The sequence below is a fragment of the Candidatus Accumulibacter aalborgensis genome (assembly GCF_900089955.1).
Classification (GTDB): Bacteria; Pseudomonadota; Gammaproteobacteria; order Burkholderiales; family Rhodocyclaceae; genus Accumulibacter; species Accumulibacter aalborgensis.
Map to the genome: position 1 here is coordinate 1 of NZ_FLQX01000117.1, position 12,524 is coordinate 12,524.

Genomic DNA, 12,524 nt, shown 5'->3' on the forward strand with positions numbered 1-12,524 from the left:
CATCTTGACTTCAACACCACGACAGCGCCGCCGTTTCCTCCGCGTAGCGGCTTCGTCCAACAGGGTGTCGAACTGGTGGCGCGTGGCTGGCAGCTCTTCAACCGCCTGGCCGCGCTCCCCTATCCGACGCTGGCGCTGGTGCGCGGCCACTGCCTTGGCGGCGGTCTCGAACTGGCGTTAGCCTGTCGCTATCTGCTGGCGGTCGACGAACCGGCGACCCGGATGGGTTTGCCGGAGGTCATGCTGGGTCTCGTTCCCGGCTGGGGTGGAATGATGCGCCTGCCCGAGCGGATCGGAGCGCAAGTGGCGCTCGACATGATGCTCACCGGCAAGACGATCGACGCCAGGAAGGCCAAGCGGCTTGGTCTGGCCGATGACTGTGTGCCGGCACGCGTGATGGACAACGCAGCGGCTTCCCTGGTGCTCGCTGATCAGCCGCGTCGCCGTCCCCCCTGGTGGCTGCGCCTGCTCAACGGCCCGTTCAAGAGGCTGGTCGCAGCCGGCGCCAGAAAACGGGTCGCCAAGCGCGCGCGCGCCGAGCACTATCCGGCGCCGTATGCGATCATCGACCTCTGGTCCCGGCATCAGGGCAATGCGCTGGCCGCGCCTGAACTGATCGATCACCTCTTTCGCTCGCCCACCGCCCGCAATCTGCTGCGCGTGTTCTTCATGCAGGAACGCCTCAAGGGTTTCGGGAAAGGCAGTTCTTTTCACGCCAAACGCGTACACGTCGTCGGCGCCGGGGTGATGGGCGGCGATATCGCCGCCTGGTGCGCCCTGCGCGGACTGACGGTGACCCTGGAGGACCAGGGTATCGGGCGCATCGCGCCAGCGCTGCAGCGCGCCTATGTGGCTTATCGCCAGCGCCTCCGGGACCCGCGCGAACTGCGCAAGGTCATGGATCGGCTGATTCCCGACCCCGAAGGCCATGGTGCCCGTCAGGCTGACGTGGTGATCGAGGCGATCTTCGAGAATCTCGACGCCAAGCGCGCTTTGCTCGCCAGACTGGACGCCGTCATGAAACCCGACGCGGTGCTGGCGACCAATACCTCCAGCCTCAGAATCGAGGATCTGCGCAGCGACCTGGCCAGGCCAGAACGTCTGATCGGCATTCACTTCTTCAATCCGGTGGCCAGGATGCCTCTCGTCGAAGTCGTGGCGGCCCAGGGTGCTGATTCGGAAATGGTCCTGCGGGGCACGGCTTTCGTCAGGCAGATCGACCGACTGCCGCTGCCGGTTGGCAGCGCGCCGGGCTTCCTGGTCAATGCCGTCCTCGGTCCGTACATGCTCGCAGCGATGCGCGCCGTCGATGAGGGGCTGGCCGCGGAGACCGTAGACGAGGCGATGCTCGCCTTTGGCATGCCGATGGGGCCGATCGAACTCGTCGACATGGTCGGCCTCGACGTCGCGATGGCTGCCGGCAAGAGCCTCGCCGGTGCCGGCGCCGCGCCGCCGAAGTGCCTGCTGGAACGTTTCAACGCCGGTCACCTGGGCAAGAAGTCTGGCCGGGGTTTCTACGACTATTGCCAAGGCCGGGCAGTCAAGGGCTCGGCAGGGCAGGTGCCGGCTGGTCTGTCTGAGCGCCTCGTGCAGCCCCTGCTCGAACGGACGCAACAACTGGTGGCCGACGGGATCGTTGCCGACGCCGATCTGGCCGATGCCGGGGTCATTTTCGGCACCGGCTTCGCTCCCTTTACCGGCGGACCGCTCAACTACCTGAGGAATAAACACGCCTGACCAACAACCGATCCTGCGCGTCATGCCGATGCGTGCCGATCTCAACCCCCATGGCGAGGCGCACTCCGAAAGTAACCCAGCGCAGCCGATGACGGTAAAAGTAACCGAAGCAGTGTTGACTTATGTTGCGATAAACCAACACGGACAGAAGCGGGAGCTGCCAAAGCTTGCGTAGAGGAAGATTTGTCTGGAGATTAGCCTTAGGATGGATTGGTAAGTCGCTCTTGACACTTGGCGCAACAGCCACGCACTGACTACATCCAAAGGGGGAGTTGAACATGGAACGACAGATTTCGATGAAGTTGATTCCGGCGCTGCTGCTGGGCGTCTTTTCGGGCAGCGCCGCGGCCTCCGGCTTTCAGTTGATCGAGCAGGGGAGCGGCCTGGGTAATGCCTATGCCGGCTCGGCGGCCAAGGCCAACGATGCCAGCACGATCTATTTCAACCCGGCTGGGATGACGCAATTGCAGGCGCGCGAGGCCTCCGGCGGCGTGGCGGCGGTGCGGCCCAGCTTCAAGTTCGATGACGGCGGTTCCAGGGTGGGCGTCTTCGGGGCGACGGGTGACGGTAGCGATGCGGGCAGTTGGGCTTTTCCCCCGAATGCGTATCTGTCGTGGGCCCTGAACAAGGACCTCTATGTCGGTCTCGGGATCAACGCGCCTTTTGGCCTGTCGACCCAGTACGACAAGCCGTGGAAGGGTAGCGCGCAGTCCGACCAGTTCGACATCAAGACGATCAACATCAACCCGTCGATTGCCTATCGGGTCAACGAGATGGTTTCCCTGGGCGGTGGCGTGAGCTGGCAGAAAATAGAGGCCGACTACTATCGGCAAGTGGGCATTGCGCCGGGACTGGCTGGAGTACGCGCACATTTGAATATTGATGACAGTGCCTGGGGCTGGAATCTGGGCGCCTTGTTCACAATTTCGCCCGCCACCAAAGTGGGCCTGTCGTATCGCTCAACCATCCAGTATCACACCAGCGGTACATCCAAGTTGCAGAGCGATGGCACGGCGCTGGCCACCGCCACAGCACGCGCGCTAATTCTTGGCGGTGGAGCGAGCGACGTCAAGGCGAACCTCGAGGTGCCGGACACTTTCGTTCTGAGCGTGACGCAGAAGCTGAGCGACCGCTGGGATCTGCTCGGGGACGTGTCTTGGACAGGCTGGAGTTCGATCAAGAACATCGACATCAACCGCACGTCGGGACCGCAAGCTGGCCGCGTCGCGCAGACCATCGAAGCGGATTTCCAGAATACCTACCGTATCGCGCTGGGGGCGAACTACCTTCTCAGCGAAGCGGTGACCCTGCAGTTCGGCCTTGCCTATGACCAGACACCGGTCAAGAATTCGAGCACTCGCCTGGCTTCGCTGCCAGACAATGATCGCACGTGGTTCACCTTCGGGACGCAATGGAAACCGGCGAAGCAACAGAAGGTCGATCTCGGGGTCGCGTATCTGTATATCCCGAACACCAAGATCAACAACAACCAGACCACGGCGAATCCGCTGACGAACCGCGGTACGCTCACCGGAGACTACGATTCCAGCGTCTGGATTCTGGGCGCACAGTACTCGATAGCGTTCTGATCGCGCGGCACCAGCCAGCAGAGAAGCCCCGCTTTGCGGGGTTTTTTTTCGCCATCCACAGGGACTCGATCGGCCAGTCTGCAACGGGTGCTGGCCGTTTTTCACTTGACGAAAAAACCAGACAAGGTATAATTCAAACGTTCGTTTTAGCGGTTTGTGCAGAACTGCTGCGGGGTGTTCCCGGCGAGCGCAGACGACCCAGACTATAACAGGAGGACAGCTTGAGCAACTTCATCGTACGCAAGGCCGCCGTACTCGGAGCGGGCGTGATGGGCGCGCAGATTGCCGCGCACCTCGCGAATGCCGAAGTGCCCGTGGTGCTTTTCGACCTGCCGGCCAAGGAAGGCGATCCCAGCGGGATGGTCGGGAAAGCCATCGACGCGCTCAGGAAGCTCGAGCCGTCACCGCTGGCCAGCAAGGACCGCGTTGCCTACATCGATGCCGCCAACTACTCGCAGCACCTCGATCAGTTACAGGATTGCGACCTGATCATCGAAGCGATTGCCGAAAAGATGGAGTGGAAGGACGATCTGTACCGTAGAATCGCGCCGTTCATCTCGCCGACAGCGATCATCGCCTCGAACACCTCGGGCCTGTCGATCAACCGCTTGTCGGAAGGCCTGCCCGAGGCGCTGCGCCCACGTTTCTGCGGCATCCATTTCTTCAACCCGCCGCGCTACATGCATCTGGTCGAGTTGATCGCCACTCGAACGACCGATCCTTCGCTGCTCGACGATCTCGAATCGTGGCTCGTTTCGCGTCTCGGCAAGGGGATCGTCCGGGCGCTCGATACGCCGAACTTCGTCGCCAACCGCGTCGGCGTTTTCTCGATGCTCGCCGTCATGCACCACACCCAGCGCCTGGGTCTTGGTTTCGATGTCGTCGATTCACTGACTGGCCCGATCATCGGTCGCCCGAAGAGCGCCACCTACCGCACCGCCGACGTCGTCGGCCTCGATACGCTGGCGCACGTCGTCAAGACGATGCAGGACACCTTGCCTGCAGACCCGTGGCACGGCTACTACACTGTGCCGGGCTGGCTGGCCGCGCTGATCGGCAAGGGAGCGCTCGGTCAGAAGACGCGCTGCGGAATTTTCCGCAAGGATGGCCGCGCCATCAAAGTGCTCGACCTCGCTCTCCAGGACTATCGCGACGCTGCTGCCGACATCGACCCGACGGTATTGGCGATCCTCAAGAACCGCAACCCGGCGGACAGGTTTGCCCAGTTGCGCGCCAGCGAACATCCGCAGGCACAGTTCCTCTGGGCGATCTTCCGTGACATCTTCCACTATGCCGCTTTCCACCTCGCCGACATTGCCGACAATGCCCGCGACGTCGATTTTGCGATGCGCTGGGGCTTCGGCTGGGCACAGGGCCCTTTCGAAAGCTGGCAAACGGCCGGTTGGCAGGCGATCGCCGAAGCCGTCAAGGCGGACATCGACGCCGGTCGAGCGATGAGCCCGGCGCCGTTGCCGGCCTGGGTCTTTGGCCGGGTCGTACAGGCCGGCGTGCATACCGCACAGGGTTCCTATTCGGCGAGCGCCGATGCTTACCGCCCGCGCTCGACGCTGCCGGTCTATCAGCGGCAGATTTTCCCCGAACGGGTCCTCGGCGAAAAAGCGGTTGCCGGCACGACCATCTGGGAAAACGAGGGTGTTCGCCTGTGGACGCTGCCGCAGGTAGACGAAGGCATCGCCATTGTCAGCATCAAGACGAGGAACCATACCCTGGGTCGCGACGTGATCGTTGGCCTGCAGGAAGCCGTTGCGCGTGCCGAAGCCGATTACCAGGGCCTGGTGCTATGGCACGAGGCTCCGTTTGCTTTTGGCGCCAACCTCAAGGAGGTCGCCGAAGCGATTGCTGCTGGTGACTTCGATCTGCTGGAACGTTACGTGGGCGAGTTTCAGAACTCGTCGATGTGCCTCAAATACGCCAAGGTGCCAGTGGTCGCAGCGGTGCAGGGAATGGCCCTGGGTGGCGGCTGCGAGTTCCTGATGCACGCTGCCCGGCGGGTCATCGCGCTGGAGAGCTACATAGGCCTTGTCGAAGCCGGTGTTGGTCTGATTCCAGCCGGCGGTGGTTGCAAGGAGTTTGCCATCCGCGCCGCGCAGCACGCGGCGAAGACTGGCGGCAACGACCCGTTCGAGTTCATCCAGCCGGTGTTCATGACCATCGCCATGGCGACGGTTTCGAAGAGTGGCGCCCAGGCCAGGGAACTCGGTTTTGCCCTCGAGTCGGACAAGATCGTCTTCAACGCCAACGAACTGCTCTATGTGGCCTTGCGCGAGGCGCGCGGGCTGGCCGAGGCCGGTTATTACCCCCGTCTGTCGCCGCGCGCGGTCAAGGTCGCCGGTCGTACCGGTATCGCCAACTGCGAAATGATGCTCGCCAACATGAAGGAAGGCGGCATGATTTCGGCGCACGACTATGTCGTCGCCAAGGCTGCCGCGACCGCCCTGTGCGGTGGCGACATCGAGACCGGATCACTGGTCGATGAGCAGTGGTTGCTGACCGTCGAGCGCCAGCTTTTCGTCGACCTGCTGAAGAACCCGAAAACCCAGCAGCGTATCCAGCACCTGCTGGAAACCGGCAAACCGCTGCGCAATTAAAGCGAGCAAGGAGAACAGATGATGAGCAAACAGATTCAGGAAGCGTACATCGTCGCCGCGACGCGCTTGCCGGTCGGCAGGCGCAAGGGCATGTTGGGCCACGTTCGCCCGGACGACATGCTGGCGCACGCCATCAGGTCGGTCATGGCGCAAGTGCCGGCGATCGACCCGGCACTGGTCGCCGACGTCATCGTCGGCTGTGCGATGCCGGAAGCCGAGCAGGGAATGAACGTCGCCCGTATCGGCCTGCTGCTGGCCGGCCTGCCGAACACGGTGCCCGGGATCACCATCAACCGCTTCTGCGCTTCCGGTGTACAGGCCGTGGCCATGGCAGCCGATCGCATCCGTCTCGGTGAAGCCGATGTAATGCTTGCAGCGGGCACCGAAACGATGTCGCTGATGAACCAGATGATGGGCAACAAGATTGCCATCAACCCGGCCATTTTCGAGCAGAAGGAGAATTACGCGATCGGTTTCGGGATGGGCATCACCGCCGAGAAAGTCGCCGCGCAGTGGAAGATCTCGCGCGAAGATCAGGACGCATTCGCCGTCGCATCGAACCAGAAGGCTTGTACGGCGATTCGTTCCGGCCATTTCAAGGCCGAGATATCGCCCTACGCCGTCGCGGCGCGCGGACCGAATTTCGGCACCGGCGAAGTGACTGTCAATGAGTATCTGGCCGAGAACGACGAAGGGCCGCGCGCTGACAGCAGCATCGAGGCTCTCTCCAGACTGCGGCCGGTTTTCGCCGCACGCGGGTCGGTGACCGCCGGAAACAGTTCGCAGATGTCCGACGGTGCCGCCGCCGTACTGGTCGTTTCAGAGAAGATCCTCAAACAGTTCGACCTCAAGCCGCTGGCGCGCTTTGCCGGATTTTCGGTGGCTGGCGTGGCGCCCGAGATCATGGGCATCGGCCCGATCGAGGCGATTCCGCGGGTCCTCAAGCAAGCGGGTGTCCGCCAGGATGACGTCGACTGGTTCGAACTCAATGAGGCTTTTGCCGCGCAGGCACTGGCCGTCATGCGCACTCTCGATCTCGATCCGAGCAAGGTGAACCCGCTCGGTGGCGCGATCGCTCTCGGTCACCCGTTGGGGGCCACGGGCGCCATCCGGACCGCCACGCTGGTGCACGGATTGCAGCGCACCCGACAGCGTTACGGTATGGTGACGATGTGCATCGGTACTGGTATGGGCGCAGCGGGGTTGTTCGAAGCGATCTGGTAAGTTGCCCGTAAGGACCTCGGCGATCCTCGTCCGGTTTCCGGACGAGGATTTTGCTTGTCCAGTGCAAGCCTGCAAGATGGCCCTTGAGGCGGGGCAAGTGTCTGGCATAATGTGCACGAACACAGTCACTAAGGCGCGCAATGGATCTCGAGCTACTGGATAGTCTGGGTTGGCGCGAAGGCTTGATTGCGATCATCGGGCTGCTGGTGTTGTACATCGTGGTCCTCCTCGTGCGCATGCGGCGTCTGCAGCGCGAGCGACAGGTCCCATTGGCGTCGTCGCTTGCTGCGCAGTCGGCTGTGGCTACCTACAGCGCCATTCAGAACCCGGTGCCAGTGCCGCCGACTGAAACTGCGAGCCCAGTCCCTCTGACCGCCGCGGCCCCCGAGTCCACCACGCAGGGCGATGCAGGTGCGCCGCAGTTCCCCTGGAACGAGCCGCCGCCGGGGATTCCGCCGGGGCAGGGCCTGATCGCCGCGCTACAGCGGGAGGTCTATCAGTTGCGCTGCGAGGTGGACGGGTTGCGCAGCGAAGTGCTGGCCGCTCGCGACGATTTTCGGCGTCAACTGGTCCAGTCTGAAGGGTCCGCGCCGGGTCCTTCGCCGCTCTACAACGATGCCATGCAAATGGCCGTCCAGGGGCATGACGCGACCACCATCGCGCATCATTGTGGCATAGCCCGTGCCGAGGCAGACCTGGTGGTGGCGCTGGCACGCAATCGCAGTGAGAGTCTTTGAGAGAGGCGAGGAGCGAGGCCGGCCGGGTCGTCCGGGCCGCGTCAGGGAGTCCAGCCACGTTGAATCTGCACGCGTCACTCGTCGGTCGCGGGCACTTGCCGACGCAGTCGCCGAGCAAAAACGGTCATTTCTCTGGCCGCCTGGAGGTCTCCCCTGGCTTCGGCGACGATGATTCCCTGTTCATACGCGGTGAGCGCTTCGGGCAGGTGGCCGCTCTCGCCGAGCGCCCTGGCGAGCAGCTTCCAGGCGGCCGAATACCGGGCATCGCGGTCGACCGCTGCCCGCAGGTGGATCACGGCCTGGGCAAAATTGCCGGCCTTCAGATGCTCGTTGCCGAGTGAATAGCGTAGCAAGGCGCCGTCACGTGGGCCACCGAGCAGCTTTTCGAGATTGGCGATGATCGCGGTCGTCATTTAATATCCCCGGTTTCAACCTGACACATTGTAGAGGACCCCAGCATGGCCAGAACGATCATTTCAACGCCGCATGCGCCAGCGGCGATCGGCACTTACTCGCAGGCAGTCAAAGTGGGCAACACCGTTTATCTCTCGGGACAGATCGGCCTCGACCCGGACAGCATGCAGATGGTCGACGGGATAGATGCGCAGATCGTTCGTGTTTTCGACAACCTCAAGGCGGTGGCGACGGCCGCCGGCGGCTCGCTGGCAGAGGTCGTCAAAATAAACGTTTTTCTCACTGATCTGGCCCACTTCGGGCAGGTCAATGAGGTCATGGGCCGCTATTTCTCCGAGCCCTTTCCGGCTCGTGCTGCGGTCGGTGTCGCCTCGTTGCCGCGCGCTGCGCTGGTCGAGGCCGATGCGGTGATGGTGGTCGACGGCTGATATGCCTGCCGCGGAGGAGATCGATGCTTCGCCAGCCATCCGGAGTCGGCTGCGCAAGCTGGGGCTGGAGCGGTCCTCCGATCTCGTCCTCCATCTTCCCTTGCGCTACGAGGACGAGACGCGCCTGACGCGAATCGCCGACGCTCCCGTTGGCGTTCCTGTACAGGTCGACGCGCGGGTCCTCGACGTTTCGATCACGCCGGCGGCCCGTCGCCAACTCGTCGCCCGGGTCAGCGACGCCAACGGCGACGACAGCATCCTCTTCTTGCGTTTCCTGAACTTCTACGGCAGCCAGATGAGGGCGCTCGCAGCCGCGCGCGATCAAGGGCTGCGGCTGCGCATTTTCGGCGAAATCCGCTCCGGTTTCCTGGGCCCCGAGATGGTCCATCCACGCTACCGTGTCCTTGCCGATGACGAAGCCCTGCCACAGTCGCTGACCCCCGTCTATCCGAGCACTGCCGGTTTATCGCAGAGCGCACTGCGCCGACTCATCGCACGGGCGCTGAAAGAGGCCGATCTGGCCGATCTGTTCGACGATCGCTGGTGCCAAAGTCATTCGCTGCCGTCGTTGGCGACCGCGCTGGCGCTGCTGCACGCGCCGCCGCCCGAGCTCACTGATTCGGCTGACTCCGCGCTGCAAACACGCAGCCATCCGGCCTGGCGACGAATCAAGTTCGACGAGTTGCTGGCCCAGCAACTTTCGCTGCGCCGCGCCTACCTGGCTCGCCGGCGCAAGGGTGCGCCCGAACTGGCTCCTGCTGGCCGCTTGGCGAACGCTCTCCAGGCGGCGCTGCCCTTTGCCCTGACTGCCGCACAGCGGCGCGTCGCCGACGAGATCATTGCCGACCTCGAGCAGCCCTACCCGATGCAGCGCTTGCTGCAGGGCGATGTCGGTTGCGGCAAGACGATCGTCGCTGCGCTGGCAGCGTGTCAGGCCATCGAGGCGGGTCATCAGGCCGCTTTCATGGCCCCGACGGAAATCCTGGCCGAGCAGAACCATCTCAAGCTGCGCACTTGGCTGGCACCGCTGGGCATCGAGGTGGTCTGCCTGTCGGGTGGGCTCAGCAAAGGAATCAGGCGGGCCAAGCAGGTGCAGGCGGCGACCAGCGCGCAACTGGTCGTCGGAACGCACGCCCTGATACAGGAAAACATCGACTTTGCCCGACTCGGGCTGGCGATCGTCGACGAGCAGCATCGCTTTGGCGTCGTGCAGCGGCTCGAGTTGCGGCGCAAGGGCGTCAACCCGCACCAGTTGATGATGTCCGCGACGCCGATTCCGCGCACGCTGGCGATGAGCTATTACGCCGATCTCGACGTTTCGGTGATCGACGAACTACCGCCAGACCGCTCTCCGGTCAGAACCCGATTGTTCTCGGACCAGCGGCGCGATGAGGTCACTGCCGCAGTGCGCGCGGTGGCCGCCAGTGGCAGGCAGGCCTACTGGGTCTGCCCACTGATCGAGGAATCAACCAAACTCGAACTGCAGGCGGCGCTTGATACGCACGCCGCGCTGACCGTTGAACTCGCCGGTCTGCGTATCGGCCTAGTGCATGGTCGTCTCAGGGGCGATGAAAAGGCTGCCGTGATGGCTGCATTCGTCGCCGGCGAGGTCGACGTGCTGGTCGCGACGACGGTGATCGAAGTCGGCGTCGATGTGCCCAACGCCAGTTTGATGGTCATCGAACACGCCGAACGCTTCGGGCTTTCGCAGCTTCACCAGTTGCGCGGCCGTGTCGGCCGTGGAGCCCATGATTCGGTGTGCGTGTTGCTCTACCAGCAACCGCTGTCGCCAACTGCCCGCGCGCGGCTGAAGATCATTTTCGAGAACAGCGACGGTTTCGAGATTGCCCGCCAGGATCTCCGCCTGCGTGGTCCCGGCGAGTTCGTCGGCAGTCGCCAGTCGGGAGCGCCGCTGCTGCGTTACGCCGACCTCGAAGTCGATGCCGACCTAGTCGAACTGGCGCAAGAGACGGCGGCCAAGTGGCTGCGTGATGATCCCGAGCGTGCCGGGCACCATCTCAGGCGCTGGCTGGGGAATCGGGAGGAGTTGCTGAAAGCCTGAAAGACGTAGCCTGGCGCTGGATACCCATTGGCAGGAGCGAGGAGCGCGTCTGGCGATTTATTCACACGCCAGAACGTGCTACGCTTGCCGATGATCCTCAATATTTTTCGTCTCAGGGAGAACAAAGTGTCAAAAGATAGGCCACGAATTGGCATCGATGGACTTGCGCTGCCCATCCTGCCCCCGGAGCGTGACGCGCGCGTTTGGGCCCGGATGGTACGCGTCATGTTCTTTACCCCGGGGTTCGTCGCCCTGCTGCTGATCAAGGCCGGCGAACCAGCCAGCTTCGGGATTGCCGTCGAGTTGCTGATCCTCTCGTGCGCAACGGCTGTCGTCGCCGGCCTGTTCGTCGGTTCTCAGTCGGACGGTGCGGGGGCTGATCATTCGTCCAGGGTTAGCCTCTGGAGCGGGTCGCTGGTCCTTGAACTCATGTCCGTGGTTCCCTTTCTCTGTGCAGTGCCGCCGCTGTTCCATGAGTTGGCGCACAGCAAGCTGCTGCACGCCGCGGCGCCCGGCGCCATCGACGTGACCTTGGGGGCTTCCGAGCTACTGCCGGCGATGGCGGTCCTGCCCTTCATGCTCTATCAGCTTGCCGGCTTCGGCACCCTGCACTATATCGTTTCAAAGACGACCAACATGATCATCAACCTCGCCGCCCTGGGTTTGATCATTGCGGCCTACGTCGCCAATCGTCTCGCCTCCTATGATCACGAGAGGATGCTGGTGGGACTGCTGGTCGTTATCATGGCGACCACTGTCTTTTACGGTGTTCTCAAGCTCAAGCGGATGCAGGAGACCTACGACGCGAACTGCCCGTTGAAGGAGCCAAGCCCGCCGAAGGAGGCCAAGCCCGCTGAAGGAGCCAAAGTGGCGTAGCAAGGCGTGCGTCACAGCCGGGTCCGTCACTCGACCCGACTGCTGGAAGTGCGCTTGGCCGTTTTCGTGCCCGGCGTCGCGACGCCGGTTTTCACGCTGCCGTCAGGCAGCGGAACCGTGATTGGCGTGACCTCCACCTTGGCCACGCCTTCGTCGCGCTCGATGCCGATCTTCTGCGCGGTGGACGGCGATAGATCCACGATTCGCCCCTTCACATGCGGCCCACGGTCCTGAATGGTGACCACGGCGCTCTTTCCGGTCTCCATGTTGGTGACTTTCGCCGTGGTGCCGAGCGGCAGCGTCTTGCTGGCCGCATTGTCACCGTGCGGCTTCATTGCGGTGCCGTCCGCCATCTTTTTGCCGACAGATTTTTTTGAATAGAACGACGCTTCACCGACGCGCTTGTGGCCCGACACGTCGAGTTTGGGTTTGGCGGGTGAAGTGGCGTGTCGCAACGATGTCGATTTCTGCGTCGCGGGACTTCCTTCGGCGCGAGCCTGCAGTGTGAACCCGGCCGTACTCACGCTGACGGTACACACCGCCAGTACCACGGCCAGACGATTGCATGGGGAGATCTGCGGCATGTGGTCAACACTCCATAAGGGGGCGACGGTGATTGTGGGTGCATCGGACTGGTCGGCAACTGATGCCCCTGGCTCTTGCTACGGACGACCATAAGCCTTGAATCTGATTCCTTCTGTACGGTGGCGCGCGTAGGTCAACGATGGGTAGCTACACTCGTAGGCCATCAGCCGCGAAGCCCTCGCCCGTCAACCCCGGTGTATGCTTTCACCCTACTTTTCCAAGAGGCCGCTTCTTGCGGCAATTCGGTACCGTGTATTTGGCAG

At 63.0% G+C, this 12,524-nt stretch carries 10 protein-coding genes; 8 read left to right on the forward strand and 2 right to left on the reverse strand.

All coding sequences use genetic code 11. The features are described from left to right. The 5 genes from ACCAA_RS12175 to ACCAA_RS12195 form a co-directional block, all read left to right on the forward strand. The coding region (locus tag ACCAA_RS12175; protein WP_186407525.1) for a 3-hydroxyacyl-CoA dehydrogenase NAD-binding domain-containing protein at positions 1 to 1,737 on the forward strand (1,737 nt) is incomplete at its 5' end. Between the two features lie 278 nt (positions 1,738 to 2,015). Further along, on the forward strand, positions 2,016 to 3,326 hold the full coding sequence (locus ACCAA_RS12180) for an OmpP1/FadL family transporter (protein WP_186407526.1): 1,311 nt from the start codon (positions 2,016 to 2,018) through the stop codon (positions 3,324 to 3,326). A 221-nt stretch (positions 3,327 to 3,547) separates the two neighbouring features. Next, on the forward strand, positions 3,548 to 5,935 hold the full coding sequence (locus ACCAA_RS12185; protein WP_186407527.1) for a 3-hydroxyacyl-CoA dehydrogenase/enoyl-CoA hydratase family protein: 2,388 nt from the start codon (positions 3,548 to 3,550) through the stop codon (positions 5,933 to 5,935). A gap of 21 nt (positions 5,936 to 5,956) precedes the next feature. Then, the gene (locus tag ACCAA_RS12190; RefSeq protein ID WP_186407592.1) at positions 5,957 to 7,159 is read left to right on the forward strand and encodes an acetyl-CoA C-acyltransferase; all 1,203 of its coding nucleotides are present in this window, start codon (positions 5,957 to 5,959) and stop codon (positions 7,157 to 7,159) included. Between the two features lie 140 nt (positions 7,160 to 7,299). Beyond that, on the forward strand, positions 7,300 to 7,896 hold the full coding sequence (locus ACCAA_RS12195) for a DUF2802 domain-containing protein (protein WP_186407528.1): 597 nt from the start codon (positions 7,300 to 7,302) through the stop codon (positions 7,894 to 7,896). A gap of 74 nt (positions 7,897 to 7,970) precedes the next feature. Here ACCAA_RS12195 and ACCAA_RS12200 read toward each other — a convergent pair whose 3' ends face one another. After that, a complete protein-coding gene (locus ACCAA_RS12200; protein WP_186407529.1) occupies positions 7,971 to 8,309 on the reverse strand; it encodes a tetratricopeptide repeat protein in 339 nt (112 codons plus the stop codon). Between the two features lie 45 nt (positions 8,310 to 8,354). Here ACCAA_RS12200 and ACCAA_RS12205 point away from each other — a divergent pair, with 45 nt between their 5' ends. From ACCAA_RS12205 to ACCAA_RS12215, 3 genes are all read left to right on the forward strand, one after another. Beyond that, positions 8,355 to 8,738: a RidA family protein gene (locus ACCAA_RS12205; protein ID WP_186407530.1), complete on the forward strand. Its 384-nt coding sequence runs from the start codon at positions 8,355 to 8,357 to the stop codon at positions 8,736 to 8,738. A gap of 1 nt (position 8,739) precedes the next feature. After that, positions 8,740 to 10,800, forward strand: coding sequence for an ATP-dependent DNA helicase RecG (gene recG / locus ACCAA_RS12210; protein WP_186407531.1), 2,061 nt, complete (start codon positions 8,740 to 8,742; stop codon positions 10,798 to 10,800). Positions 10,801 to 11,025: 225 nt separating this feature from the next. Then, complete coding sequence (locus ACCAA_RS12215) at positions 11,026 to 11,676, forward strand: hypothetical protein (protein WP_245754556.1); 651 nt, start codon at positions 11,026 to 11,028, stop codon at positions 11,674 to 11,676. A gap of 26 nt (positions 11,677 to 11,702) precedes the next feature. On the opposite strand, the gene ACCAA_RS12220 is transcribed toward ACCAA_RS12215, so the two are convergent. Then, positions 11,703 to 12,260: a septal ring lytic transglycosylase RlpA family protein gene (locus tag ACCAA_RS12220; RefSeq protein ID WP_186407533.1), complete on the reverse strand. Its 558-nt coding sequence runs from the start codon at positions 12,258 to 12,260 to the stop codon at positions 11,703 to 11,705. Positions 12,261 to 12,524 lie beyond the last annotated feature (264 nt).